This is a genomic window from Acinetobacter sp. SWAC5, from assembly GCF_003419885.1.
Lineage (GTDB): Bacteria > Pseudomonadota > Gammaproteobacteria > Pseudomonadales > Moraxellaceae > Acinetobacter > Acinetobacter cumulans.
Genome location: NZ_QUWR01000029.1, coordinates 1 through 25,467, shown reverse-complemented (window position 1 = coordinate 25,467; position 25,467 = coordinate 1). Strand labels below are relative to the sequence as shown.

The 25,467-nt window shown below is 41.7% G+C and carries 29 protein-coding genes and 1 pseudogene; 21 read left to right on the top strand and 9 right to left on the bottom strand.

All coding sequences use genetic code 11. The features are described from left to right. Nucleotides 1-171: 171 nt before the first annotated feature. Nucleotides 172-543, bottom strand: a complete 372-nt coding sequence (locus tag DYI81_RS16115; RefSeq protein ID WP_106986512.1) for a rod shape-determining protein — start codon at nt 541-543, stop codon at nt 172-174. Nucleotides 544-984: 441 nt separating this feature from the next. On the opposite strand from DYI81_RS16115, the gene rlmF reads away from it, so the two are divergent. Then, complete coding sequence (gene rlmF, locus DYI81_RS16110; RefSeq protein WP_117008100.1) at nt 985-1,959, top strand: 23S rRNA (adenine(1618)-N(6))-methyltransferase RlmF; 975 nt, start codon at nt 985-987, stop codon at nt 1,957-1,959. A 373-nt stretch (nt 1,960-2,332) separates the two neighbouring features. Beyond that, entirely contained in the window at nt 2,333-2,797 is a 465-nt protein-coding gene (gene bfr / locus DYI81_RS16105; protein WP_106986509.1) for a bacterioferritin, read from the top strand. A 122-nt stretch (nt 2,798-2,919) separates the two neighbouring features. Here bfr and DYI81_RS16100 read toward each other — a convergent pair whose 3' ends face one another. Beyond that, nucleotides 2,920-3,483 carry a peroxiredoxin gene (locus tag DYI81_RS16100; protein WP_106986508.1) on the bottom strand — a complete coding sequence of 188 codons (564 nt, stop codon included), beginning with the start codon at nt 3,481-3,483 and terminating at the stop codon, nt 2,920-2,922. Between the two features lie 134 nt (nt 3,484-3,617). Here DYI81_RS16100 and DYI81_RS16095 point away from each other — a divergent pair, with 134 nt between their 5' ends. From DYI81_RS16095 to DYI81_RS16065, 7 genes are all read left to right on the top strand, one after another. After that, nucleotides 3,618-3,950 carry a DUF6176 family protein gene (locus DYI81_RS16095; protein ID WP_171356377.1) on the top strand — a complete coding sequence of 111 codons (333 nt, stop codon included), beginning with the start codon at nt 3,618-3,620 and terminating at the stop codon, nt 3,948-3,950. 41 nt (nt 3,951-3,991) lie between these two features. Continuing rightward, nucleotides 3,992-4,723 (top strand): hydrolase, encoded by a 732-nt coding sequence (locus tag DYI81_RS16090; protein ID WP_117008098.1) that lies wholly within the window; start codon nt 3,992-3,994, stop codon nt 4,721-4,723. Nucleotides 4,724-4,807: 84 nt separating this feature from the next. Next, nucleotides 4,808-6,112: an adenosylmethionine--8-amino-7-oxononanoate transaminase gene (bioA, locus tag DYI81_RS16085; protein WP_117008097.1), complete on the top strand. Its 1,305-nt coding sequence runs from the start codon at nt 4,808-4,810 to the stop codon at nt 6,110-6,112. Beyond that, complete coding sequence (locus tag DYI81_RS16080; protein WP_117008096.1) at nt 6,109-7,272, top strand: 8-amino-7-oxononanoate synthase; 1,164 nt, start codon at nt 6,109-6,111, stop codon at nt 7,270-7,272. The genes bioA and DYI81_RS16080 overlap by 4 nt, the downstream gene beginning before the upstream one ends. Before the next feature lie 4 nt (nt 7,273-7,276). Further along, nucleotides 7,277-8,065 carry a malonyl-ACP O-methyltransferase BioC gene (bioC, locus tag DYI81_RS16075; protein ID WP_117008095.1) on the top strand — a complete coding sequence of 263 codons (789 nt, stop codon included), beginning with the start codon at nt 7,277-7,279 and terminating at the stop codon, nt 8,063-8,065. After that, nucleotides 8,062-8,712: a dethiobiotin synthase gene (gene bioD / locus DYI81_RS16070; RefSeq protein ID WP_117008094.1), complete on the top strand. Its 651-nt coding sequence runs from the start codon at nt 8,062-8,064 to the stop codon at nt 8,710-8,712. The genes bioC and bioD overlap by 4 nt, the downstream gene beginning before the upstream one ends. Before the next feature lie 38 nt (nt 8,713-8,750). Beyond that, nucleotides 8,751-9,224 carry a nucleoside deaminase gene (locus DYI81_RS16065; RefSeq protein ID WP_117008093.1) on the top strand — a complete coding sequence of 158 codons (474 nt, stop codon included), beginning with the start codon at nt 8,751-8,753 and terminating at the stop codon, nt 9,222-9,224. A gap of 217 nt (nt 9,225-9,441) precedes the next feature. Here the strand turns inward: DYI81_RS16065 and rluB are convergent. The 3 genes and pseudogenes from rluB to DYI81_RS16050 form a co-directional block, all read right to left on the bottom strand. After that, a pseudogene (gene rluB / locus DYI81_RS16060) lies at nt 9,442-10,347 on the bottom strand (23S rRNA pseudouridine(2605) synthase RluB); the annotation flags it as partial. Between the two features lie 41 nt (nt 10,348-10,388). Then, nucleotides 10,389-10,979, bottom strand: a complete 591-nt coding sequence (gene scpB / locus DYI81_RS16055) for an SMC-Scp complex subunit ScpB (protein WP_106986499.1) — start codon at nt 10,977-10,979, stop codon at nt 10,389-10,391. After that, entirely contained in the window at nt 10,976-11,770 is a 795-nt protein-coding gene (locus tag DYI81_RS16050; RefSeq protein WP_117008092.1) for a segregation/condensation protein A, read from the bottom strand. Before DYI81_RS16050 ends, scpB begins: the two co-directional genes overlap by 4 nt. A 260-nt stretch (nt 11,771-12,030) precedes the next feature. On the opposite strand from DYI81_RS16050, the gene DYI81_RS16045 reads away from it, so the two are divergent. Then, complete coding sequence (locus DYI81_RS16045; RefSeq protein ID WP_240627442.1) at nt 12,031-12,768, top strand: GNAT family protein; 738 nt, start codon at nt 12,031-12,033, stop codon at nt 12,766-12,768. Nucleotides 12,769-12,797: 29 nt separating this feature from the next. On the opposite strand, the gene DYI81_RS16040 is transcribed toward DYI81_RS16045, so the two are convergent. Then, complete coding sequence (locus tag DYI81_RS16040; protein WP_117008091.1) at nt 12,798-13,415, bottom strand: L-threonylcarbamoyladenylate synthase; 618 nt, start codon at nt 13,413-13,415, stop codon at nt 12,798-12,800. Nucleotides 13,416-13,519: 104 nt separating this feature from the next. Continuing rightward, nucleotides 13,520-14,182, bottom strand: a complete 663-nt coding sequence (locus tag DYI81_RS16035; protein WP_117008090.1) for an elongation factor P hydroxylase — start codon at nt 14,180-14,182, stop codon at nt 13,520-13,522. A 97-nt stretch (nt 14,183-14,279) separates the two neighbouring features. Between DYI81_RS16035 and DYI81_RS16030 the strand changes: the two genes are divergently transcribed. The 6 genes from DYI81_RS16030 to lysM all read left to right on the top strand — a co-directional run bounded on the left by DYI81_RS16030 (nt 14,280) and on the right by lysM (nt 18,007). Further along, nucleotides 14,280-14,837: a YceD family protein gene (locus DYI81_RS16030; protein ID WP_106986495.1), complete on the top strand. Its 558-nt coding sequence runs from the start codon at nt 14,280-14,282 to the stop codon at nt 14,835-14,837. Nucleotides 14,838-14,914: 77 nt separating this feature from the next. Beyond that, nucleotides 14,915-15,097: a 50S ribosomal protein L32 gene (rpmF, locus tag DYI81_RS16025; protein ID WP_106986494.1), complete on the top strand. Its 183-nt coding sequence runs from the start codon at nt 14,915-14,917 to the stop codon at nt 15,095-15,097. 203 nt (nt 15,098-15,300) lie between these two features. Next, nucleotides 15,301-16,287, top strand: a complete 987-nt coding sequence (fabD, locus tag DYI81_RS16020; RefSeq protein WP_117008089.1) for an ACP S-malonyltransferase — start codon at nt 15,301-15,303, stop codon at nt 16,285-16,287. Next, the gene (fabG, locus tag DYI81_RS16015) at nt 16,284-17,018 is read left to right on the top strand and encodes a 3-oxoacyl-ACP reductase FabG (protein ID WP_106986492.1); all 735 of its coding nucleotides are present in this window, start codon (nt 16,284-16,286) and stop codon (nt 17,016-17,018) included. Before fabD ends, fabG begins: the two co-directional genes overlap by 4 nt. An 86-nt stretch (nt 17,019-17,104) precedes the next feature. Further along, a complete protein-coding gene (gene acpP, locus DYI81_RS16010; RefSeq protein ID WP_106986491.1) occupies nt 17,105-17,341 on the top strand; it encodes an acyl carrier protein in 237 nt (78 codons plus the stop codon). Between the two features lie 192 nt (nt 17,342-17,533). Beyond that, a complete protein-coding gene (gene lysM / locus DYI81_RS16005; protein ID WP_117008088.1) occupies nt 17,534-18,007 on the top strand; it encodes a peptidoglycan-binding protein LysM in 474 nt (157 codons plus the stop codon). Nucleotides 18,008-18,266: 259 nt separating this feature from the next. Here the strand turns inward: lysM and hemJ are convergent, their stop codons facing one another. Continuing rightward, entirely contained in the window at nt 18,267-18,719 is a 453-nt protein-coding gene (gene hemJ, locus DYI81_RS16000) for a protoporphyrinogen oxidase HemJ (protein ID WP_106986489.1), read from the bottom strand. Between the two features lie 67 nt (nt 18,720-18,786). Then, on the bottom strand, nt 18,787-20,016 hold the full coding sequence (locus tag DYI81_RS15995) for a beta-ketoacyl synthase N-terminal-like domain-containing protein (protein WP_117008087.1): 1,230 nt from the start codon (nt 20,014-20,016) through the stop codon (nt 18,787-18,789). Between the two features lie 276 nt (nt 20,017-20,292). Here DYI81_RS15995 and DYI81_RS15990 point away from each other — a divergent pair, with 276 nt between their 5' ends. From DYI81_RS15990 to DYI81_RS15970, 5 genes are all read left to right on the top strand, one after another. Next, complete coding sequence (locus DYI81_RS15990) at nt 20,293-21,708, top strand: EcsC family protein (RefSeq protein WP_117008086.1); 1,416 nt, start codon at nt 20,293-20,295, stop codon at nt 21,706-21,708. 188 nt (nt 21,709-21,896) lie between these two features. Then, on the top strand, nt 21,897-22,271 hold the full coding sequence (rpsL, locus tag DYI81_RS15985; RefSeq protein ID WP_002050319.1) for a 30S ribosomal protein S12: 375 nt from the start codon (nt 21,897-21,899) through the stop codon (nt 22,269-22,271). 179 nt (nt 22,272-22,450) lie between these two features. Further along, complete coding sequence (gene rpsG, locus DYI81_RS15980; RefSeq protein ID WP_064096978.1) at nt 22,451-22,921, top strand: 30S ribosomal protein S7; 471 nt, start codon at nt 22,451-22,453, stop codon at nt 22,919-22,921. A gap of 128 nt (nt 22,922-23,049) precedes the next feature. Beyond that, entirely contained in the window at nt 23,050-25,185 is a 2,136-nt protein-coding gene (fusA, locus tag DYI81_RS15975; protein WP_106986486.1) for an elongation factor G, read from the top strand. A 92-nt stretch (nt 25,186-25,277) separates the two neighbouring features. After that, on the top strand, nt 25,278-25,467 hold a 190-nt coding region (locus tag DYI81_RS15970; RefSeq protein ID WP_240627330.1), incomplete at its 3' end, for a GTP-binding protein.

Here is a 25,467-nt window from a genome sequence, read left to right as displayed (position 1 = left end):
GTTGAATTTCTTTGTCAGACATAGTGATCAGCATCTATATTTATATCCAGTCCATGGTGATAAAAACCATCATAAACTAGACATTTTTATTGGTGAGAATATAGACACTTTAAATGGGTTCTAACAAATGCGTTTCGTATAACAGCCATTATGTTAAATGGGGCTTTAAAATTATTCTTCAATAGAATTTCCATCAAGGTCATATAGCTTTACTTCTCTTGCACCAGTATTAAAAAATAACTCCTTAAAAGCTCGTATTTCAATCTTAGTTAAACTACCTTGTATCGGCTCCATTATTTGGACAATCGTAATAGGAGCTGTAAACTTGAAAAAAGATAAACCGTTAGAATGGTGTCTCATTAAAGCTTTTAATGTTGTTGTAGCGTTTTCAAAATCTGCCAAAATCATTCTTGGGTGATCATAAGGTGATTTAGGAATTTCAGTTGCTTTGACTATGCCATTCTCTGCCATCAAACTTATACGGTTTTTATAAAAATGTACCCATATTGCTTTAGGATATTTTTTTAAATCGTCTCTTATCATTTTAGTTCTTAACTTGGATGTTCATTTAATTATAAATATATATTTTTTTAATTTCAATTGGATAATTCTTAATTTATTCTAAAATTAACATAATGCAAGTTATACTAAATACTATTTTTATTTAATATAAATCATTGCCTTATGTTGGTGTAAAAAGCCCTATCATCACTGATTGGGCTTTTTTGTTGATTCTTCGTATTCCATGATCACTATTTAATCAATGTTCCACGGTTTTGTTTAATGGAATTTAATGCTATAGCAACCAAAAATGTCCAGATTAAAGAAGAATAGATGTTTACGTGGTTATTGATTTGCAGATAAACAAATAAGAGGTTTGGGGCGTCATTGAGCGTTAAATTCACGTACAATATCGATTCATTTGCAGGTATAGACCCTGCCTTATCAGTTGATTCTGTTCTCCCGTTGAATATTGGCATACACATGGCGCAAGCAAAGAAATCTTTTCCGCAGCAAAAATCGGAATTACATGCACGAAATCTGCATCGCAGTCGTTACGATTTTCCTCAGTTAATCAAGAGCTGTCCGGAACTTGTACCTTTTGTCCGCCCAAATAAATATAACGATTTATCGGTAGATTTTTCTGATCCAAACGCTGTGAAAATGCTCAATAAAGCATTGCTCAAGCATTTTTATGGCATTCAATATTGGGATATTCCTAAAGATTTTCTTTGCCCGCCTATTCCGGGGCGAGCGGATTATATTCACTATTTGGCTGACTTGTTGAGTGCCAACAACAAGGGGCAGATTCCAACAGGACACGCCGTTCAAGTCTTAGATATTGGCGTTGGCGCGAACTGTATTTATCCGATCATTGGTCATCGCAGCTATGGCTGGAAATTTGTCGGCTCAGACATACATGCTGCATCGGTTAAAAGTGCTCAATTTATTGTGGAGGCAAATCCGAATCTGCGTAAAGGCATTCAGATTCGATTGCAGAAAAAAGCGAGCAATATTTTCAATGGTGTGATTAAACCTTCAGATCGATTTGATTTGACCATGTGTAATCCGCCATTTCATGCCTCACAAGATGAAGCCAACGCGACCGCAACGCAAAAATTAAGAAAACTTGGCAAGCCCGTTGATCGGAGCAAGGTGGTGCTAAACTTTGGCGGTCAAAAAAATGAACTCTGGTGTGATGGCGGCGAAGAACGATTTGTCTGCCAAATGGTGCAAGAGAGCATACAGTTTGCAGAGCAATGCCTTTGGTTTAGTACGCTGGTTTCCAAGAAAACAACATTGCCTGTGCTCTTAAAAGCTTTAGCGAAAAGCGGTGCAGTGGATGTGAAAACCATAAAAATGACGCAAGGACAAAAAGAAAGCCGTTTTGTTGCTTGGACTTTTTTAGATTCAAAACAGCAGCAAGCGTGGAAGAATGCGCGCTGGACTTCAGCTTAAGCCTGTCTGTGCTGGAAATTTTCATCTTGTCTTTGATTGCGATACATGAAGATTCATTACCGTGTTTCTCTGTATACAAGCACAGCAGCTTAAGTATGGTGGTTTGAATTAATCAGCTGATATTTTCGCTAAATAAGAAGCATTGTGAATAGTTACAAAATTAATCGGCACTTATTTTTTGAACAATCAGCTTGTACAGGCAGTTAAAATTTGTACAAGTTCTTATTTTTTATGTGAAAATTAAGCGGAATTGAACTGCAAATGCGTATGCTTATCATTTAAAATATATATAAATCATAAACTTACACATTTTAGATTTTGCAAAGATAGATAAAGTTGTCCATAATATTTGAAAAGGGTATGGAGTTTTAATATGCGTGGCAATCCAGAAGTCGTAGACTACTTAAATATGCTGATCGGCGGCGAACTGGCTGCTCGTGATCAATACCTGATTCATTCCCGTATGTATGAAGACTGGGGTTTGAGCAAAATTTTTGAACGCATTGATCATGAAATGCAGGAAGAAGCACAGCATGCTGATGCGATCATCCGCCGTGTTTTGTTCCTTGAAGGCACGCCAAACATGAAGCAAGATGATTTAGAGATCGGTACTGATGTCATTTCTTGCTTAAAAGCTGATTTAGCACTTGAATATGCAGTACGTGACAAACTCGCAAAAGGCGTGAAGCTTTGTGAAGAAAAGGGCGATTACATTACCCGTGATATGCTTCGCCAGCAAATGTCTGATACAGAAGAAGATCATACCTATTGGCTGGAAAAACAATTACGTTTAATTGAGTTGATTGGCCTACAAAACTATATTCAATCACAAATGTAAGATTGCTTCATTCCAGCATTCTCCATGAGGGAACTGTTGGGATAAGATGAAATAAAAAGCCTTTGGATGAAAATCTAAAGGCTTTTTTGTGTTCTGCTGTTTTGCAGGGACGCGGCTAATTCTTATTTTTTAGAAAATTTTTGAATATCTGCCAAGACTTGTTTGGCATGGGTTTGGGTATTTACACTGCTGTAGTGATAAACAATCATGCCATTAGGGTCGACCAAAAACGTTTCCCTTTTTGCGATTTTGATAATCCCAAGATTACGGACAATGCCAAATTGATTGGCCAGCTGATGGTTGCTGTCTGCCAAAATAGGAAAGTTAAGTCCGAGTTTTTCAGAAAACTTTTGATGCGATGCGACATCATCAAGACTCACACCTAACACCACGGCATTATTTTTTAAAAATTGTGGATATAAGGTTTTGAATTGGTTGGCTTCTTGAGTACAGCCAGGCGAATCATCCTTAGGGTAAAAATACAGCACCAGCCATTTGCCCTTGTATTGGCTAAGTTCATGCCATTTGCCGTTTTGATCTTGAAGTTTAAACGCTGGCGCGGGTTTTCCCACCCATTGCTTCTGTTCTGCTGCGCCCAAGAGTGGATTTTCAGCATGCGTACTTATATTTACTACGGTCGTGCATACGGCGACTAAGCTCAGAAAAACGGGCTGGAAAATATGCATATACAGCGTCCCTAATATGGATGTATTTTGATCTTAACAAATTTTAGATGAACTGCGTTGCGATCATTTGCAATCGCATAAGAGTTGCATACACTGAGTAGTACGAATTATTTAAAAATAAAAGTGATTGTATGATGGATGTGGGCGCCGTACTTATCGAATTAAAGCCAGATACCATGGCGAAGGTAGATGCATGGAAAACAGAATTAACAGCACGTAAAGCGGAGGCAATTGAAACACTTCAGGCTGAAGGCGTTTTTGTTGAATCATGGTTTCACGTAGCCTTAGAGGGTAAAGATTATTTGATTGCTTATATGCGTGCAGAAGATATTGCTAAGGCACAGCAAATTGGGCGAGAAAGCAGTTTTCCCATTGATGCCATGCATAAGCAGTTTAAAACCCACTGGGCGAAAGGCTATAAAGCTACATTGTTGGTCGATTTGGAAAATAATGAATCATCATTTTAAGTTTATACTCGCTTTATTGAATTGATATTTTCGAGTTTGCTTTGAATCAACATATTTTGCTCATCACAGGCTGGGGTGGCGGCACCAAATTGCTGCAGCCTTTACAGAAAGCTTTGATACAGCAGGGTCATCATGTCGAGCTAATTAATATTTTTAATGCTTTGGATGAGCAAGTTTTACAGCACTATACCGAAAAAGCCCGTGCATTTGATGTGATTTGCGGTTGGTCTTTGGGCGGGCAATTGGCAACACTTTTGGTGGATCAAATAGCAAAACGCTATGCAGCGCAAAAAGTACTGATCACACTCGGTTCTAATCCTTGTTTCGTGGCCAATGAGGCGTGGTCAACTGCAATGGATCAATCAGCGTTCCTTAGCTTTAAACAATCCTTTGCGCAGGATGCGATTGCCACTTTAAAAAAATTTGGCTTTATGGTCTGTCAGGGTGTGTCCAATACCAAGCAGGATTTTTTAACCTTACAAAGTTTAATTCAGCCACAGAATTTAGAGACTTTGCGAGATGGGCTAGGGTGCTTAGAATTCTTAAATAATGTCAGTATCTTGAAGAATTATACAGGCTATCAGCTTCATCTATTTGCAAAACAAGATTTTTTAGTTGGTTACAAAGTTGAGCGTAATTTGCGTGATTTCGCTGGAGAATTTTTTCAGACTGAGCTGGTGAGTGGCTCTCATGGCTTTCCATTATTTGAATTTGAAAGCATAAGTTGCAAAATCTGCCAATATTTAGAAAAAATTACACAAACAAACGGATAACTGGTCTATCTCGCAATTTATTTTTGCTTCATGCAGGTTTAACATGCAAAAAAATGCAATGTAGCCTTAGGCATGGAGTAATGGATGACCGAATTAACCGATTTAGAATTTGATCAGCAACACATTTGGCATCCTTATACCTCCATGACACAACCGCTGCCTACTTTTAAAGTGAAGCGAGCCTTTGGTGCCACCATAGAACTTGAAGATGGACGTCAATTGATTGATGGCATGTCTTCTTGGTGGTGTGCGATACATGGCTACAACCATCCTGAGCTGAATCAGGCAGTGACCGACCAGCTACAGAATATGTCGCACATTATGTTTGGTGGTTTCACGCATGATCCGGCCATTCAGTTAGGCAGATTGCTCCTTAATATTACCCCACCCAGTTTAGATAAAATCTTTTATGCAGATTCAGGTTCAGTTGCCGTAGAAGTCGCATTAAAAATGGCGGTGCAATATTGGTCGTCGCTCGGTCAAACCCAAAAGACCAACTTTGTGACGCCACGTTCTGGCTATCACGGTGACACATGGAATGCGATGTCGGTCTGCGATCCAGTAACGGGCATGCACCAAATCTTTGGTTCTAGTTTGCCCAATCGTCTATTCGTTCCAGCGCCACAAGTGGGCTTTTATGATGCTTGGGATCAGTCGGATATTGAAGAATTAGAACAAACTTTAGCAACGCAACATGCACAGATTGCAGGCCTGATTTTAGAGCCGATTGTGCAAGGTGCGGGCGGTATGCGCTTTTATCATCCTGAATATTTGCGCCAAGCGAAATTGCTCTGTGAAAAATATCAAGTGCTGCTGATTTTTGATGAAATTGCCACAGGTTTTGGCCGAACTGGCAAGCTGTTTGCATGGGAGTGGGCAAATGTCGAACCCGACATTATGTGCATTGGCAAAGGCTTAACAGGGGGCTATATGACGCTATCAGCAACACTGACCACAAATGTTGTCGCAGAAACCATAAGTCGGGGTGAGGCTGGTGTCTTTATGCATGGCCCAACATTTATGGCCAATCCCTTGGCTTGTGTTGTAGCGCTTAAAAGTACTGAATTACTACTGTCACAAGATTGGTCAACTAAGATTCAAACGATTGCTGCGCAGTTAAGCATTTATTTACAGCCCTTAAGTCAGTGCGCACATGTACGTGATGTGCGTGTATTGGGTGCAATTGGCGTGGTTGAATTGACCCAGAATGTAGACATGAAAAGCTTGCAGCAGGAATTTGTGCAACGTGGCATTTGGGTGCGCCCATTTGGGAAGTTGGTCTATGTGATGCCACCCTATGTTATTTCTAAGCTTGAGCTACAGACCTTATTGCGGCAAGTGGTGGCTGTTGTGGTGGGTATGCCACAGCATGTGGAGCAGAACGCGTGAATACAGATTTATTAGATCACTTTGCACTGCAACTAGATGTACTCAAACAAAACGGAAATTTGCGTCAATTTAGCGCCAATGTGCAGCAAGGTCGCTTTATTCACATTCATGAACGCCAAATGTTGAATTTGGCATCTAATGATTATTTGGGTTTGGCTTCAGATTTACAATTACGCGAACAGTTTTTTGATGAAACGCCTGTTAAGCAACGTGCTATGAGCTCATCTTCTTCACGCTTACTCACTGGAAATTTTCCTGAGTTCGAGCAATTGGAAGCCAGTTTAAGTCAGGCTTTTGCAGGACGGGCTGCATTGTTATTTAACAGTGGCTATCACATGAATATTGGTATTTTGCCAGCTTTAGCCGATGCCAAAACTTTAATTTTGGCCGATAAATTGGTACACGCCAGCATGATCGATGGCATGCGCTTATCCAGCGCTAAGTTTTTGCGCTACCGCCATAATGATTTGGCGCATTTGAATGCCTTGCTACAAAAGCATCATGCGGATGAATCGATTGAGCGAATTATCGTGGTGACAGAGTCGATTTTTAGTATGGATGGCGATGAAACTGATTTAGCCGCTTTAGTACGGCTGAAACAGCAGTTCAGTAAAGTCATGTTATATGTTGATGAGGCGCATGCGATAGGTGTGCGTGGTGAGCGAGGGCTGGGCTGTGCAGAGCAATATGCTGTGATCGAACAGATTGATCTATTGGTCGGGACTTTTGGCAAGGCCTTGGCTTCGGTAGGCGGTTATTTAATTTGCCATCCCATCATACGTGACTACTTGATTAATACCATGAGACCGTTAATCTTTAGCACAGCACAAGCACCAATTTGCATGGCATGGACAAATTTTATTTTCCAGCACACGCAGTCCTTAAAACAGTCACGTACAGATTTAATGGCGCTCAGCCAGCGTTTACAGCAAGGTGTGCGGGCCAAAGGTTTTGACTGTCCATCTAGTTCGCATATTGTGCCAGTCATTATTGGCGACTCTGCAAAAACAGTGGCGAAAGCTCAAGCTTTACAGAGTGCAGGTTTTTATATCATGCCTGTACGCCCGCCTACTGTGCCACAGCAAAGTGCACGGTTACGGGTTTCGTTAACTGCTCATATTCAAGCGACTGAAATTGATCAGTTGCTACAATGGGTTTAGCTCTATGACGCAATTTGAAGCCAATAAAGCACAAGTGGCCTTACGTTTTGCCCAAGCGGGGCAAAGCTATGCACAACATGCCGTGGTGCAAAAGCAGATTGCACAGCAACTGCTACTGTTGATACAGCAGTATGCACCTGAAATATTGAATCATCCCATTGATCGGGTGTTTGAAATCGGCTGCGGGTCTGGCAATTTAAGCCAGCTACTGATGCAAAATTTAGAAATACAGCATTTTTTTATCAATGATTTATATGCCGAAGTACAGCAGCATTTCCGTGATCATACCAGTCTACATTGGCGTATTGGGGATATTGAGCGACTTGAATTTCCGCAAGGCTTGGATTTGGTCGCTTCAAGTTCGGCTTTGCAGTGGATACATGATTTAGACGCCGTATTGCAACAGGTCAAACACAGCTTAAATGAGCAGGGTTTGTTTTGTTTTTCCAGTTTTGGCAGTCAAAATTTAAAAGAAATTAAAGCCCTTACGGGTCAAGGTCTCAGTTATTTATCCATTGCGGCGCTACGAGAAAAATTACAACAAGCGGGTTTTGAGATATTGCATCTTTCTGAGCAAACGACATCTTTATATTTTCAACATCCTAAGCAGGTGCTTCAGCATCTTAAAGCGACAGGGGTGACTGCAACAGCAGCCCAGTTTCGTTGGACAAAACAGTCTTTGGCAGATTTTTATCAAGCCTATCAACAGTTTTCACATTTAGATCAGTCGGGTCAGATTCAATATTCACTGAGTTATCACCCGATTTATTGTATTGCACGGAGAATGCCATGACGGCTTCAGTTTATTTTATCAGTGGCATTGATACGGGCATTGGTAAAACCTACACCACGGGCTACTTGGCAAAGCTATGGAATGCACAAGGACAAAAGACCATTACGCAAAAGCTGGTGCAAACAGGCAATACGGATCTATCCGAAGATATTGAGCAACACCGTAAAATAATGGGTATGGGCTGGTTTCCTGAAGATGAAACCAAGCTCACCATGCCTGAGATTTTTACTTATCCAGCATCACCGCATTTGGCCACCAAAATTGACGGCCGAGAAATCGATTTTGATAAAATTGCCGATGCGACGCAGCAGTTGGCAGCCAAGTACGATGTTGTGCTATTGGAAGGCGCAGGCGGGTTAATGGTGCCATTGACCACGAAGTTGCTGACAATTGATTATATCGCTGCGCAAAAACTGCCCGTGATTTTAGTTACGTCTGGGCGTTTGGGGAGCATTAATCACACCATTTTGAGCTTGGAGGCGGTTAAAAGTCGAGGTTTAGACTTATATGCTTTGGCCTACAACTTGAACGATGAATCGCAAGATGCGCTGATTTCTCAAGATACTGCTGAATATTTGAAAGCATATTTGGCAACCCATTTTCCAAATAGCCAGTGGATTGACATTCCTGTTGTGCAATCAGCATGATGTGATTGTTTTATTCCTTAAATTACGCAGAGAGTCTAATGTGTGATGCTGATTTTTTAAACCAAGCAATTCAACTTGCAAAAGAAAATGTTAAACAGGGTGATCGCCCTTTTGGTGCTGTGATTGTGAAAGATCGCCAAGTTGTGAGTCGTGGTGTAAATCAAATTTTGACAACAGGTGATCCTACCTCTCATGCGGAACTCAATGCTTTACGTCAAGCTGCACAATATTTAAAAACTACGCAGTTAAAAGATTGCGTGGTTTATGCCAGTGGCCAGCCTTGTCCAATGTGCTTGGCGGCGATGCGAATGGCAGGTATTGAGAAAATTGTTTATGCCTATTCAAATGCAGATGCAGAACCTTATGGCTTATCTACAGCACAACTTGCGGAAAAGTTGCGATTAGATCCGCATCAGCAAAAGGGTTTAAGTTTTGTGCAGTTAAAGCCAGCTGGTGATATGGAGTTGTATGCACTTTGGCAACAAAGCCAGTCCAAAGATTTTGTCCAGTAAATAAAAAAGACAGATTAAAATCTGTCTTTTTTATTTCAAGCTTTTAAATGTATTAGAACTTTTTAAAGCCTTTGTTTAATCCGTATGGCTTGCGTGGTGCATTTTCATCACGCTCTTCACGACGACCAAATGCTTGCTCATTACGAGGCTCACGACGTTGGAATGAATTGCCATCACGGTTATCACGGCGTGCAAAATGTGAACCATTTTGGTTTTCACGACGTTGGCCTTGATCTTCACGGCGTTCACGACCATAAGATTGAGGTTGTTCTTCGTTGTCACGACGTTGTTGACGTAAGAAACCACCACGACGTGCAGCCATTGGTTTTTCTTGCATACGCTCATTACGACGTTTTGCCATACCATATAGGCCAGTGCCTTGGCGCGGCTTCAACTCAACCAATTTTGTTAAGTTGTCGATGTCGTTTTTGTCTAATTCCATCCAGCGACCTGTGCGTAGTTCGCGTGGTAGAATCACCGTACCATAACGTGTACGTAATAGACGGCTTACTTTAAGGCCTTGTGATTCAAAGATACGACGTACTTCACGGTTACGACCTTCTTTTACCACAACTTGGAACCAACGGTTAATACCTTCACCGCCAATTTCAGAGAATGATTCAAACTTCGCAGGACCATCATCTAAAGTCACGCCAGTGGTCATGTTTTTAATGAGTGCTGGAGTTACTTCACCCATTACGCGCACAGCGTATTCACGTTCAATTTCATTTGACGGATGCATTAAGCGGTTGGCCATTTCACCGTCATTTGTGAATAGCAATAAACCTGTTGAGTTGATGTCTAGACGACCCACCATCACCCAACGATCACCTTGAATTTGTGGTAATTGTTCAAATACAGTTGGACGGTTTTCAGGGTCATTGCGTGAGCAAATTTCACCTTCTGGTTTGTAGTAGATCAACACGCGACGACGAATTTCGTCTTCAATTTGGAACTGTACTTTACGACCATCGATGCGAAGCTCATCACCTGGTTCAATACGTTCACCCACTTGGGCAACTTGCCCATTTACGCTTACACGTCCAGCGGCAATGACTTCTTCCATATAACGGCGAGAACCCAAACCAACACGTGCAAGCACCTTTTGCAATTTTTCACTCATGACAGCATAACCTTAGAAATTATCATCAACAGTTCACCTATTTATGACTTCGGTGCATTTGCATCGAGGGCCATAAAAGCTTCCTTGGCATCCTGCAGGGGAGGCAATTGGCTTAAAGAAGTTAAACCAAAAGCATTTAAAAATTGAGGCGTTGTTATTAACAACGATGGTCTTCCTGGGAGTTCACGAAAACCAGATTCTTTAATCCAGTTCCAGTCAAACAACGTACGTAAAATTTGACTGTTATTGGTCACTCCACGAATTTGCTCAATGTCTGCTCGTGTTACGGGTTGATGGTAAGCAACCACAGCAAGGGTTTCGAGCAAAGATGGCGATAAGCGAGATGGTCGCTCAGGCCAAGTTTGTGCAATGATATTACGATATTTTGCACGAACTTGAAAACGGAAACCTTGAGCGGTTTCAACGAGTTCAATTGATCTGCCATGTTGCAGCATAGACAGCTGCTGCAAATATTGGCGTAATTCTGTTTTGCTAAAGCGATCTTGAAACGCTTCTTTTAAGCGCGCAATCGATACCGCTGTATCGCTGGCAAAAATAATGGCTTCTAATTGCATGAGCACTTCATGCAAATCATCTTGAGGTGTTGATAACACATTTTGATCTGTATTCATGCGCATGCTCCTTGAATTGCAAGCGGTGCTTCTACACCTGACGCGATGATGTGAACTTTTTGCTGGCGTGTCAGTTCTAATATCGCCATAAAAGTGACAACCATGCCCATACGACCTTGGCTCGGTCTTAATAAGGCTTCAAATGGAAGAACTTCGCCACTCAGTAATTTTTGTTCGATGTAAGCAATACGCTCTTCAAGTAATACAGGTTCTTGCGTAATTTGATGGACCACAGGTTCTGGGCGGTTAAATACGCACAGCATTGCGTCGCGCAGTAAATTGGCTTGATGGCCATCATTGCTTTGTAAGGTTTGACCTAAGCTGACATTGGTTTCAAATGTATCACGTTCTAATACAGGCATTTGGCCCAAGCGTTCAGCAGCTTGTTTTATGCGTAAATAGTTTTCGAGGCGATCGATTAATTCTTGTTTAGGGTCAACTTCTGTTGCATTGACTGATTTCGGCTTTGGCAATAATAAGCGTGATTTTAGGTCGGCAAGCAGGGCTGCCATCACCATGTAATCAGCTGTCAGCTCAATATTGAGTGACTTCATTGCATCCATATAAGACAGATATTGGGCTGCAATTGGGGCAATATCAACTTGTAATAAGTCAAAGCCGTTTTTTTGAATTAGGTAGATTAGAAAGTCGAGTGGTCCTTCGAAATGCTCTAAAAGAATTTCAAATGCAGCTGGAGGAATGTATAAATCCTCTGGAATGGTCTCTTGCCACTCATCCAAAACGCGGATGTGTGTAGATGATTCCATAGGTTCATGGACAATTTCATTCATTGCAGTTATAGGCCACGCGAATTTTCAAAGGCATGTAGGATATTTTTCTTCGATCTCACATCGAAAGAAAAAAGCATATAAGTAATGCCCTAGTGTAATTGAAAATTGTACTCAAAGAAATCGCTTAGCAGACCAAATGCTAAAAAACCTGAAAATATATAGGGTTTATTTATTTGGTCGCGCATTTTGACGACAAAATGATTGTAATATCTTGGGATTGAGGGGTAAAACGGGGCTGACTAAGCCATACGGATAATAATATGAATCATGATTTACAAAATAATATGAAAAATAGAAATCAAAATCAGGGTATAGCTATTGTAGGTGCGTTGGTGAAACCACTAGATCTGATTGAGCCAAATTTTAGTTCTTTACAGGGGCGCACGGTCAAACTTCAATTGTTGTCTACCAATACGCTTAGCCCAATTCAGCACCAGCAGATATGGCAAGTAGTTCAAAGTGAATCTGATGTGGCTTGGACTTATATGGCTTACACAGGTTTTGCCCAGCAGACAGCGTTAATCAATATGTTGGATGCAAACTTTCACTTACCTGAGGCGATTCATTTTGGCATTGAAACGCGCCAAGGTGTTGTGGGTTGGGTGGGTTTACTCAATATTCGACCCGTTCACCGTGTCATTGAAATAGGCAATGTGTACTTTTCCCATCAAATGAAACAAAGCACCGCTGCTACAGAAGTCTTGTATTTGTTATTAAAACATTGTTTCGCGCAGGGCTATAGAAGAGTGGAATGGAAATGTGATGATTTAAATGTACCTTCTAAAAAAGCTGCCTTACGTTTTGGCTTCCAATATGAAGGCACATTTAGACAAGATCGAATTGTCAAAGGCCGTAATCGCGATACTGCTTGGTTTTCAATGATTGATACTGACTGGCCACGTGTGCAACAGGCTTATGAAGCATGGCTGGCAGATACAAATTTTGATGAACATGGTCGGCAAAAGTTAAGCTTGGCTCAACTCATGCCAAAGTCATAACAATCACTATCGTTTCAAGTGGTCAGTGCTTATTCAAAAGCACTGACATCACCCACACCACGACGAATGACTTCTGGATATTCACCAGCAAGATTGACAATACTGGTGGTGTTTAAGGTTCCGAGTCCACCATCAATCAATACATCAATTAATTTTCCTAACTGCATTTCAATGTCATAGGGATCATCAATGGGTGCAGATTGGCCGGGTAAAATTAAGGTTGAGGTGAGTAGGGGTTCGCCCAGTTCTTGCAGTAACATTTGGCAAATTGGATTGCTTGGAATGCGTAGCCCAATGGTTTTCTTTTTTGGATGCATTAAGCGCTTAGGGACTTCGCTGGTTGCTGGCAAAATAAAAGTAGTAATGGCTGGTGTATTGTTTTTGAGTAAGCGATACATCGCATTGTCGACTTTGGCATACGTAGCAATGTCAGACAGATCGGCACAAATAATGGCATATTGGTGTTTGGCATCTAGCTGGCGAATTCTAGAAATACGCTCCATGGCATGCTTATTGCCAATTTGACAACCAATGGCATAAGCGGCGTCTGTTGGGTAAACCACAACTTCACCTGCACGAATTCGTTCGACGGCTTGGCTAATCAAGCGGGGCTGAGGATTATCTGGATGTACACGTAGATGCAACATATTGAGTCCTCCAAAGTTTAGATTAAGTTGTTATTCTTTCACTTTGTTTATTATGGCTGTGCATAGCCCAAATGCGCAATGCACAGTTGATGGAATTGTGTAATTTAATCAAGCATTTCACGTTTAAATTCATCTAAGGCAAGTACTTTGCCTTGACGGGTACACTGGCAAATACAATTGATAAGATGGGCTGCATCTCGAGGAAGTTTGGCTTCGCCTGAAAAATAACGTTGCAACTGACTAAAGACATTGTCTTTAAATTGCGAACCATCGCCACCGTCACCTGTTAAGTTATCCAAAGATACACGGAACTTGCGCCCAAAGGCTTGAGCAAATAACCATTCAATCGCTTGAGGTTTAATTTCAACTTGCTCAAAAAGTGCCTGTTGTTCTGCACTACGACCATCTGGCGCATACCAATAACCTAAATCTGGCAGTAGGCGTCGCTGTGCGCCAGCAATGGTCCAGTGGCTAATTTCATGCAAGGCACTATTGAAGTAGCCATGGGCAAACTGTATGCGTGCAGGGCCATGTTCATCCGCTGGAAAATACTCAGGTTCAAAATCACCACGGACTAATGTGACATTTAGGTGGGAAAACCAATGATTAAAGTGTAAGATGAGCCAATCAACTTGCTGGGATTCTGATACTAAATTCGCCCACGGTGAGAGTTGCACTTGCTGTAGTGAGCTGTCAGAATCAAGCGTTGAAAGTGTGCTAACGAGTGATGAAATATTCACTTCTGTTTGCGGCTGCAACAGATGCATGACTGAAATTACCCAATTGGTCTGTCTAAATAAGTACAAAATTGTATCTTAATCTTTGACAGAGTTCTGATGAATTTGTAGAATTGCCGCCTTAATTATGTCAGCAAATACCTTTCCGGCACAGATTGAGCCGTTTAAATGGGCTGAACAAGGCTTTAAATGGTCAGGTCAACTGCCTTTATCTCGCTTTGTTCGTATTGCTCGTGAAGCTGTTGGATCAATTGATGATCAATTGATTAACATAGACTGTAAGCTATCAATGGATGCCTATCATCGCATTGTATGGCTAGATGGTCATGTTGAAACGAATGTCCCAATGGAATGCCAGCGTTGTCTGGAGCCCGTTGTAATAAACCTCGTTTCAGATTTTCATCTAGCTCTTGTGGATGATGAGTCACTGATAGAGCGCTTGGATGAGGATGCTGATTTCATCGTTTTAGGTGAAAGTGAAGCAACTGTAAAAGGCACATACGATGCGCCTGCTACAGCGGATTTACTCTCACTGATAGAGGATGAATTGTTATTGTTGATGCCATTGTCACCTAAGCATGACTCATGTGAACATAAGCATCAACCTGCCGTAGAAGAGCTAGTCGAAGAAAAACGGGATAATCCGTTTGATGTTTTGGCTGCTTTGAAGGGTAAACTTAACTAATTTTTGTGTTATACTGTTAAGTATAAGACAATCGAATTTGTTCTGATCCATTTTTTCGATCTTTGTAAGGAGCCATCATGGCCGTTCAGCAAAACCGTAAAAGTCGCTCTCGCCGTGACATGCGCCGTTCACATGACGCTTTAACCGAGAATGCATTAACAGTAGACCAAACGACTGGTGAAACTCACCGTCGTCACCACGTATCTAAAGATGGTGTCTACCGTGGTCGTCAATTATTCGCTAAAGCATCTGCTGAATAATTGGTGATGTATTAAGCGTCAAGCTTAGTAGAAAAAATGGGAGCGAAAGCTCCCTTTTTTTTGTGCTGAATTTTGTTGTATTTGGCAATTACTAAAAGCAAAAATAAGTGGTAAATTTTCGCTCCATATATCGGCGTACATGAAGACTTGTTGGTAAATTGATCATTTGATATTACCGCTTGTCTAAAAATAAAGGATTTTTTATGTCTGCTAAACAACTCGAGCAAGTGGCTCAAGCAACTAAAACCGTGTTTGTGTTTCCTGGTCAAGGCTCACAAAAAGCTGGCATGCTCGCAGAACTTGCAGAACAGTTTAGTAGCGTGCAAGCAACATTTGCAGAAGCGTCTGAAGCTGTAGGTTTTGATTTATGGCAAATCGCCCAAAGTGGTGAAAGTTTAGACCAGACTGAATTTACACAACCTGTTTTGCTTACAGCAAGCATCGCTTTGTGGCGTGTTTGGTTGGAGCTTGGTGGTGTTGCACCAAAATACCTTGCTGGCCATTCATTGGGTGAATACAGCGCATTGGTTGCATCTGGTGCGATGAGCTTAGCGGATGCGGTAAAACTGGTGAATCTGCGTGGCAAATTGATGCAAAGTGCAGTGCCACAAGGTAAAGGTGCTATGGCGGCAATTTTGGGCTTAGAAGATGCTCAAGTGATTGCGCTGTGTGAGCAAGCGACAGCATCAGCTGAAGGTTCTGTACAGGCAGCCAACTACAATGCCAAAGGCCAAGTTGTTGTTGCGGGTGATAAAGCACAAGTTGAAGCGGTAATGGCTTTGGCAAAAGAAGCGGGTGGTAAGGCGATTGCACTTCCTGTGTCTGTACCATCGCATTGCGCTCTTATGCAACCTGCAGCAGTACAGTTTGCGCAAGCTTTGGAACAAACTGCCATTGAGCTACCTAGCATACCTGTAATACAAAATGTCAACGCGGAAATCGCAACAGATACAGCTGCTTTACGTCAGGCTTTGACAGAGCAATTGTACCAATCTGTGCAATGGACGAAGACTATGCAGTACGTGCAGGATCAAGGCATTCAATATATCGTGGAATGTGGTCCGGGCAATGTACTTGCTAATCAGGCAAAACGTTTGCCAAATATTGAAAAAGCGTTCCCACTCGACTCAAAAAGTCGTATGGAAGATGCTTTAAATGCCATTTTAGTGGCTGAAGGGAAAATCGCATGACACAAGAACGCAAAGTCGCATTGGTGACTGGTGCGAGCCGAGGGATTGGTGCAGCCATCGCTCAGCAGCTTATCCAAGACGGTTATTTTGTAGTGGGTACGGCCACTTCTGAAGCGGGTGCGGAGAAATTATCCATCGCCTTTGCTGAAAATGGCGCGGGTAAAGTATTAGATGTGCGTGATGGCGCGGCTATTGATGCACTGATTTCTGATATTGAACAAAATTATGGTCCTGTTCTTGCCTTAGTGAATAACGCAGGGGTGACTAAAGACAATTTATTGCTTCGTATGTCTGAAGATGATTGGGATGATATTCTGAACATTCATTTGAAAGCAGTATACCGTTTATCTAAACGTGTGCTAAAAGGTATGACCAAGGCACGTTTTGGACGCATTATTAACATTAGCTCTGTGGTTGCACATTTTGCAAACCCAGGACAAGCCAACTACTCTGCGGCTAAAGCGGGGATTGAGGCTTTTAGTCGTAGTCTTGCAAAAGAGATGGGTAGTCGCCAAATTACAGTAAATAGCGTGGCGCCTGGCTTTATTGCGACAGAGATGACTGAGCAGTTAAGTGAAGAAATTCGTAAGAAAATGAGTGATCAAGTGGCCTTGAATCGTTTGGGTGAGCCACAAGATATTGCGAATGCTGTAAGTTTCTTGGCTTCGGATAAGGCAAGTTACATTACTGGCACTGTTTTACATGTAAATGGTGGTTTATACATGAGCTAATTGGCTGATGTATAAACTTTCCAAATTTTTTAGATTGAATTAAACTAACGGCATTAAAAACGCCACAAGCAATGAGGAGAATTCCTGTGAGCGATATCGAACAACGCGTTAAACAAGCAGTTTCTGAGCAACTTGGTCTTAAAGTTGAAGAAATTAAAAACGAAGCATCTTTCATGGATGACTTGGGTGCAGACTCTCTTGACCTAGTTGAGCTTGTTATGTCTTTCGAAAACGACTTCGACATCACTATTCCAGATGAAGATTCTAACGAAATCACAACTGTTCAATCTGCAATTGACTATGTTTCTAAAAAACTTGGTTAATTCAGTGTTTCAGCTTGCTGAAATTAAAAGCCACCTTTGAGGTGGCTTTTTTTATGTGTCTGGTTTAGCGAATGCTACTTACATTCACTTACGTTTCTATCACCAAAGCGCATCCTAAATTGGTTATTTTTTAGCTATAAACAAGAAGTAGAAAAATTTTTAATAACACATCAAAAACTATGGAGAATAACAATGGGTCTTTTTGATTTTGTAAAAGGCATTGGTAAAAAGAATACAGCACCTGCTGAGCCACAGGCTGCACCAGCAACGCCTACAGAGCCATCTGCACAAGAGATTGCAAACAAGTTGTTGGGGCATGTTAAAAGTTTAGGTTTACCAGTTACAGGGCTATCTGTGAGTTATAACAGCACATCAGATTTAGCAACAGTAAAAGGGCAAGTTCAAAGCCAAGCAGACCGCGAAAAAATTATTTTAGCGGTAGGTAATATTGACCATGTTGCGCAAGTCGATGATCAATTGACTGTAGCTACACCTGAACCTGAAAGTAAATTTTATACTGTTAAATCGGGTGATAACTTGTCTAAAATTTCAAAAGAATTTTATGGTGATGCAAATCAATACAATAAAATTTTTGAAGCCAATCGCCCATTGTTAAAAAATGCCGATGATATTTTCCCAGGTCAGGTACTGCGTATTCCTGCTTAAGGTGTTGGTCTCTCTCAAGATTTGAAATTGTAAAACCGCTGTATGATCAGCGGTTTTTTGTGTCTAGTGAATGGGTGAATTTCCTAAGCTGTTTTATCCTATTAAAGCTTGAAAATAAAAAAATTGTCTTGAGGATATGGTGGGCGACACATATTGCAAGGATGGATAACTATGTTGGGTGGTTGAGTTGTATGGCGTACTTGCGGATAAATAAAAAAAACCTCCAAGTGGAGGTTTAATTAGGTGCACATGAGTGAATTTAGAACGTAGGTTTGACCACCACTAAAATCACGACTGCAAAGAGAATCAGTGTTGGCATCTCATTAAAAAAGCGCCAAAACTTATGCGATTTATAGTGTGCATTGTCTATGAGCTTTTTACGGTAGTAGCCACAAACAAAATGGTAGATGACTAAAAGCCCAACAAAACCAACTTTGAGATAGAACCATAAGGCTTCATGATAATGTCGGGTTGCATCGCCCCAATCGACAAGAAAATGTGCCGTGATTAGTGTTGCGATCATTGCAGGCCACATAATGCCACGGTACAGCTTGCGTTCCATGATAATAAAACGCTGATGGCTGGTAGTGTCATCGCTCATCGCATGATAGACAAAAAGGCGAGGGAGGTAGAAGAGTGCTGCAAACCAGCAAACAACGGCGATGATATGTAATGCTTTGACCCAGAGGAAAGCATCTGAAGGAGCATCCATAATGTACCCTTTAAAAGGGCGGTGGGGTGTGGTTTAGCGCCGAAGCGCCAAACCTACAGACCTTAAATTAGCCTTCCCATTTTTTGAAAACGAGACAAGCGTTTACACCGCCAAAACCGAAACTGTTACTCATCACAGTATTCAATTTTGCGTCACGTTTTTCAAGTACGATGTCAAATCCTTTCGCGCCTTCATCTAATTCTGTCACGTTGATGTTTGGTGCAATAAAGTCATTTTGCATCATAAGCACAGAGTAGATGGCTTCTTGAACGCCAGCAGCACCAAGGCTATGACCTGTCATAGATTTGGTTGAGCTAAGAGGAGGTACTTGGCCTTCGCCAAACGCACGTTCCATTGCTTTAAGCTCAGTGACGTCACCAGCAGGTGTAGATGTACCATGTGTGTTGACATAGTCAATTTGGTCTACACCGTGTTGTTTCGCTTCTTCTAGTGCCATAAGGATACAGCGTGTTGCGCCTTCACCAGAAGGTGCAACCATGTCTGCACCGTCAGAGTTGGCAGCATAGCCAACGACTTCAGCCAAAATGTTTGCGCCACGTGCTTGAGCATGTTCTAAAGATTCGAGCACCACAAAACCGCCACCGCCAGCAATCACAAAACCATCACGGTCAGCTGAGTATGGGCGTGAAGCTGTTTCAGGAGTCTCGTTGTATTTAGAGCATAAAGCACCCATTGCATCAAACAGTAGGCTTTGAGACCAATGATCTTCTTCGCCACCACCTGCAAGCATAAGGTCTTGTTTGCCTAATTGAATCAGGTTGTATGCATAACCGATTGCATCTGCAGAGGTTGCACAAGCACTGGTAATTGAGTGCGCAATACCTTGCATTTTAAACGCTACACCTACATTGGCTGTAATGGTGTTGGACATATTGCGAGGTACAAAGAATGGACCAACTTTACGTGCGCCTTTGGTTGCTAAAAGTTCATTCATTTCTACAACAGACGCAGTTGAGTTGCCACCTGAACCCCCCGCAATACCGTAGCGAGGGTTGCCACCAATTTGTTCTGCTGTTAAACCCGCATGCTCAACAGCTGCAGCTGCAGCATTGTAGGCATACATTGCACAAACGCCCATAAAGCGTTTTAAACGACGGTCAATACCATCAAAGTTTTGTTCAGCAGCAGCACTGACATGACTTTTAAAATTTAATTCAGCATAAGTTGGATTTGCACGTGTTCCAGAAATCCCGTTCTGTAAAGAATGCGTTACATCCTCTAGGGTATTACCAATACATGAGTTAATGCCCATGCCTGTGATTACAACACGTTTCATTTGCAGATCCTTTATAGCTTGCGTACGAGTCCTGCGCACTTCATACCAGATGCATCACCTGTGAATGATTGGTGGACTCAGTTATTTCAATTGCAATCATAATAGCAGAAAGATTTTTGTTTTCTTATGGCAAATCCTATGCCTATTTTCAAGTTCCGATCTTCTGAGCAAAATGCGTCTTTGCTTTACTAAAAGATACATATTTAGGTTGAGTTAAATGCTGACTACACCTAGTATTTATCGAGAATTGTAAGAATATAGGCAATGGGGTAGGGAATGGCGAACTCGAATAATAAGCAATCAAGCGGTTTCTTTTCTAATGCGGTTGGAGTGGCTAAAAAGCTCAGTAGTACAGGCACTTCTTTGTTAAATCATGTTGCACCAGATTCAGTCGCAAAGCTGACACAGGCTTCATCTGCACAATCTGCGATTGAGGGGAAGTATCAAGTCGCAAGTGTTTTTACATCTAAAGTATATGACAATCCACAGCAAGTATTACGTGAACATCTGCCGAATGTATCGCGCCAGTTTTTAGGTCGCCATTACAGTAAAGTGAATAATGTTGCGAATTTTGTATCGCCACAATTTTCCGACAAAGTGTCAGATTATTTGTTTGATCAACTGAATCAGTTGAGCAATAACATGAGTTCAGTGGATGCGGTGCTGGATGAAGCTGGTGTGCGTGATTTGGAGGAGTTGACGCAAGATGTAGATCGTTCCAAGCGTTTGAGTCAGGCATTGGTTGAGCAAAATAAATGGCTGGCATCTTTACAAGGCGCATTGACAGGGGCGACAGGGGTCTTGGGTTCGACAATAGATATCCCAGCGTCATTGTTAATGTCTTTAAGGATTATTTACCAAGTCGGACGCTCATACGGTTTTGATTTGAGCAAAGAAAGTGATCAAGAAATTGTGCAGCATATTTTTAGACAAATTGACTTAGGTGTCATTGCTGAAAAACAAACACTTTTATTGGCGCTAAAAGCGCTGTCGAGTACCATTCAAACCCATGATTTGAGTCAGTTACAGCAAATGCTAGGTTCAAGCAATGATGTAGAAGCGCTCAAAAAATATTTTGTTGATGCACAGGGGGAGTATAAGTTGGGATGGCTTAATCAGCTGTCTAAAGTATCCTTGCTTGATAAACTTGCACGTTTAACCCCATTGGCTGGTGCAGGTATTAGTGCCGTATATAGTCTACGTTTGGTGGATGAGGTCAATCAAAAAGCACAGCAAGTCTTTTCACAGGCACGTGAATATTTAATTCAGCATAAAGACACACAGCTATCACCGTTGCTTGCCTATGAAAAATCAATGGAGTTGTTGGCGCAGGCTGCGCCAAAACTTATGGAGTCGGTCAAGGCAATTGAGCAAAACCTTATCGAACCTGTGCTAAATAAAGCCATTGATATTGAAGGAAATGAAAATATTACACAGGTCAAAGTGTTAAAAAAGACACTTAAAGATAAAGAAGACGAAGCATCTGGCTTAAATACGCAAGATGAGCAGATTACAAATGATTTAGTTGCACTGGCTGAAAAAGAAGTTGCACCGAGCGATGATGTGCCACCACAGCAAGCTGCTTTAGCAAATGATCAGGATGCTGTATGGCAAGATGATGCTCCGTTGGGCGAAAAAGAAAATTTAGGCAAGACATCTGCGCTACAGAAGGATGCTCAGTTGAAAAAATAAATATGCTTATTTTCAATTTGTTAGTTTTTTAATGTGCTTTTGTTTGGCTGAAAAAGCAACAAAAGAAATTTTTGGTCAAGATTTGATGAGTAGTCGAATCTTGACCATTTTTACATCCTGAATTACAATTGCATGCCCTCAAAAAGCAGTATTTTTTTGGGGCTTTTATTTAACGGGAGAATTGCCAAATGGCAACAACAAATCAGTTGATCCGTAAGGGTCGTACGACTTTAGTTGAAAAATCTAAAGTTCCTGCGTTGAAGGCTTGTCCACAACGTCGTGGTGTTTGTACACGTGTTTACACTACTACACCTAAAAAACCTAACTCAGCAATGCGTAAAGTTTGCCGTGTTCGCTTAACTTCAGGTTTCGAAGTTTCTAGCTATATCGGTGGTGAAGGCCATAACCTACAAGAGCACAGTGTTGTTCTTATCCGTGGTGGTCGTGTTAAAGACTTACCAGGTGTACGTTACCATACCGTTCGTGGTTCTTTAGACTGCGCTGGTGTTAAAGATCGTAACCAGTCACGTTCTAAATACGGTACTAAACGTCCTAAGAAATAATCTGAAAAGATTAGCTTCTTAGTTCGTTAGAACTGCAATCCTTTATCGTCTCGCTTGTCTGATTTCTGCATTTAATTTTGTGAAATTCAAGCGACGTGTAGTAAGGCCAGCGAATAGTGCATGACACTTTGCACTCATGCTGGATAAACCTGAAGTGTCATATTTATAGGTAGTTTAAAATGCCAAGACGTCGCGTAGTCGCTGCTCGTGAAATCCTTCCGGATCCAAAATTCAGTAGCCAAACAATCGCTAAATTCATGAACCACGTAATGCAAGATGGTAAAAAATCTATTGCTGAAAGTATCGTTTACGGTGCTTTAGACCGCGTTCAAGAAAAATCAAAAGTAGACCCAGTTGAATTTTTTGAAGCTACGCTTGAAAAAGTTCGTCCTATGGTCGAAGTAAAAGCACGCCGTGTTGGTGGTGCTACATACCAAGTTCCTATGGAAGTACGCCCATCCCGTCGTACTGCTCTAGCGATGCGTTGGTTAGTAGACGCTGCTGCTAAGCGTTCTGAAAAAACTATGGCTTTACGTCTTGCTGGTGAGTTGCTTGATGCATCTGAAGGTAAAGGCGCAGCTGTTAAAAAACGTGAAGATGTGCACCGTATGGCTGAAGCCAACAAAGCATTCTCTCACTACCGTTTCTAAGCGGATAAAACAGGCCCTACTCAGAAAATTGACAGTGCTTTCATTGCGCTGTCATGAAATCGCTTTAAGCTGTTCTGCAGCTTAAAGCGTCCTGTTTTAAACAACAAAATTTAGGAATGCTAGAAATCATGGCTCGTAAAACCCCAATTTCTCAGTACCGTAACATTGGTATTTCAGCGCACATTGACGCTGGTAAAACTACAACTTCAGAACGTATTTTGTTCTACACAGGTGTATCTCACAAAATTGGTGAAGTACACGACGGTGCAGCAACAATGGACTGGATGGAGCAAGAGCAAGAACGTGGTATTACCATTACTTCTGCTGCGACAACTACATTCTGGTCTGGCATGAGCCAACAGTTTAAAGAACACCGCATCAACGTAATTGACACCCCGGGACACGTTGACTTCACAGTTGAAGTTGAACGTTCTATGCGTGTTCTTGATGGTGCGTGCATGGTTTACTGTGCTGTAGGTGGTGTACAACCTCAGTCAGAAACTGTATGGCGTCAAGCTAACAAATATAAAGTGCCTCGTTTAGCATTCGTGAACAAGATGGACCGTACTGGTGCAAACTTCTTCCGTGTTGTTGAACAAATGAAAACACGTCTTGGTGCGCACCCTGTACCAGTTGTGATTCCAGTTGGCGCTGAAGATAACTTCCAAGGTGTTGTTGACTTAATCGAAATGAAGTCAATCATCTGGGACGAAGCTTCTCAAGGTATGAAGTTCGAATACGGCGACATTCCTGCTGATCTAGTTGAAACAGCTCAAGAATGGCGTACTAACCTTGTAGAAGCAGCTGCTGAAGCTTCTGAAGAGTTAATGGACAAATACCTAGAAGAAGGTGATCTTTCTAAAGAAGACATCGTTGCTGGTATCCGTGCTCAAACTTTGGCTTGCGAAATCCAACCAATGCTTTGTGGTTCAGCGTTCAAAAACAAAGGTGTTCAACGTATGTTGGACGCAGTTATTGAATTCTTACCTGCGCCGACTGACGTGGAAGCGATCAAGGGTATCCTTGACGACAAAGACGAAACTGAAGGCTCACGTGAATCTTCTGACGAAGCTCCGTTCTCTGCGTTAGCGTTCAAAATCATGAACGACAAATTCGTAGGTAACTTGACTTTCGTACGTGTTTACTCAGGTGTTCTTAAGCAAGGTGACTCGGTTTATAACCCAGTTAAATCTAAGCGTGAACGTATTGGCCGTATCGTGCAAATGCACGCTAACGAACGTCAAGACGTTGAAGAAATCCGTGCTGGTGACATCGCTGCGTGTGTAGGTCTTAAAGACGTAACTACTGGTGATACACTTTGTGATGAGAAAAATGTCATCACTCTTGAGCGTATGGAATTCCCAGAGCCAGTAATCGCACTTGCTGTTGAACCTAAAACTAAAGCTGACCAAGAGAAAATGTCTATCGCTCTTGGCCGTTTAGCGAAGGAAGATCCATCATTCCGCGTACGTACTGACGAAGAATCTGGTCAAACGATCATTTCTGGTATGGGTGAGCTTCACCTTGACATCATCGTTGACCGTATGAAACGTGAATTCAACGTTGAAGCGAACATTGGTAAACCAATGGTTGCTTACCGTGAAACGATCAAAAAATCAGTTGAACAAGAAGGTAAATTTGTTCGTCAAACTGGTGGTAAAGGTAAATTCGGTCACGTATACGTACGTCTTGAGCCTATGGATGCGGATTCTGAGAAAGAATACGAATTCGTTGAAGAAGTTGTTGGCGGCGTAGTACCGAAAGAATTCTTCGGTGCGGTTGACAAAGGTATCCAAGAACGTATGAAGAATGGTGTCCTAGCTGGTTACCCAGTTGTTGGCATCAAAGCGACATTGTTCGACGGTTCTTACCATGATGTCGACTCTGACGAATTGTCGTTCAAAATGGCTGGTTCTTACGCATTCCGTGACGGTTTCATGAAAGCAGATCCTATCTTGCTTGAACCGATCATGAAAGTAGAAGTAGAAACTCCAGAAGACTACATGGGCGATATCATGGGTGACTTAAACCGTCGTCGTGGTATGGTTCAAGGTATGGACGATCTTCCTGGCGGTACTAAAGCAATTAAAGCTGAAGTTCCACTTGCTGAGATGTTTGGTTACGCGACTCAAATGCGTTCTATGTCTCAAGGTCGTGCGACTTATTCTATGGAATTTGCTAAATATGCTGAAACTCCACGTAACGTGGCTGAAGGCATCATTTCTAAGTTCCAATCTGGCGGTAAAAAAGGTGACGACGAGTAATCTTTCGATTACTATATTGCCTAACTAATTTATAGTTAAAATCTAATGCTCATGCAGTGTTCCTGCATGAGTAGCTTAAAAAGGAAGCTCTCATGGCTAAGGCTAAGTTTGAACGTAATAAGCCACACGTAAACGTGGGCACAATTGGTCACGTCGACCATGGTAAAACAACTTTAACAGCTGCAATTGCAACTGTATGTGCGAAGAAATTCGGTGGCGAAGCGAAAGATTACGCTGCAATCGACTCTGCACCTGAAGAAAAAGCACGTGGTATTACAATTA